Below are 840 nucleotides of genomic sequence, written 5' to 3'. Positions count from 1 at the left end.
TGTTTATGGCAAACTAAAAATGTAACGTTTGGCAATTAATTTATGCAGGTCCTATAAAACAAAAAACCACTTGCCAACATTCCCCAAATACACTACCCTCCTAGTTGGACAAAACAGTTCAACGGGAGGTATTCAAGGAGATGTTAGCAGTGGCTGAAATTCATTATATCAGATATGAAGCAAACCAAAAAGGATGTTCCTATTCCGATATTGCCAAAAGAATGAATCGTGATCCAAGAACAGTGAAGAAGTATGCGGAAATGGAAGACTTCAATCCCTCAAAAGTTAAACAAACGAGAAAAGCGAAAGTGATGGATCCAGTGAAACCGATATTGGATCAATGGATTAAAGAGGACTTGACAAAGAAGAAAAAATATCGAAGAACTGCGAAACGAATGTATGAAATCTTAAAAGAAGAATATGGATTTACAGGTTCAGATCGTTCTGTTCGGCTCTATGTATCAAAAAGAAAACAAGAACTGCTCGAACAAAGTGAACCAGCTGCGTTACCTTTAGAATCGAAACCTGCAATGGCTCAAGTTGATTTTGGAGAAGCTCCTTTTCTCTATCAGGGGAAATACGTCGATTTTCCTTACCTGGTCGTTTCATTCCCTTACAGTAATGCGGCCTATGTGCAAGTCATGCCAGCTCAAAATCAAGAATGTTTCTTGGAAGGATTAAAACGAATCTTTCACTATATGGGAAGGGTTCCAAGGGTCATTCGTTTTGATAATCTCTCCCCTGCAGTAAAAACGATCTTGCCAAACGGAGAAAGAGAATTGACAGAGACATTTCAACGATTCGTTTTACATTATGGCTTTGAATGCGAGTTCTGCAACC

At 38.7% G+C, this 840-nt stretch carries 1 protein-coding gene; it reads left to right on the top strand.

What is annotated here, in order from left to right; genetic code table 11:
* Positions 1 to 140 precede the first annotated feature (140 nt).
* Positions 141 to 840: IS21 family transposase (gene istA / locus BpJC4_RS15825; RefSeq protein WP_151698197.1), on the top strand; the 700-nt coding region annotated here is incomplete at its 3' end.

Source organism: Weizmannia acidilactici (assembly GCF_008974185.1).
GTDB classification, from domain to species: Bacteria; Bacillota; Bacilli; order Bacillales; family Bacillaceae_C; genus Weizmannia; species Weizmannia acidilactici.
The sequence above is the reverse complement of the archived record's forward strand: the minus strand, read 5'-3'. Positions and strand labels throughout refer to the sequence as shown.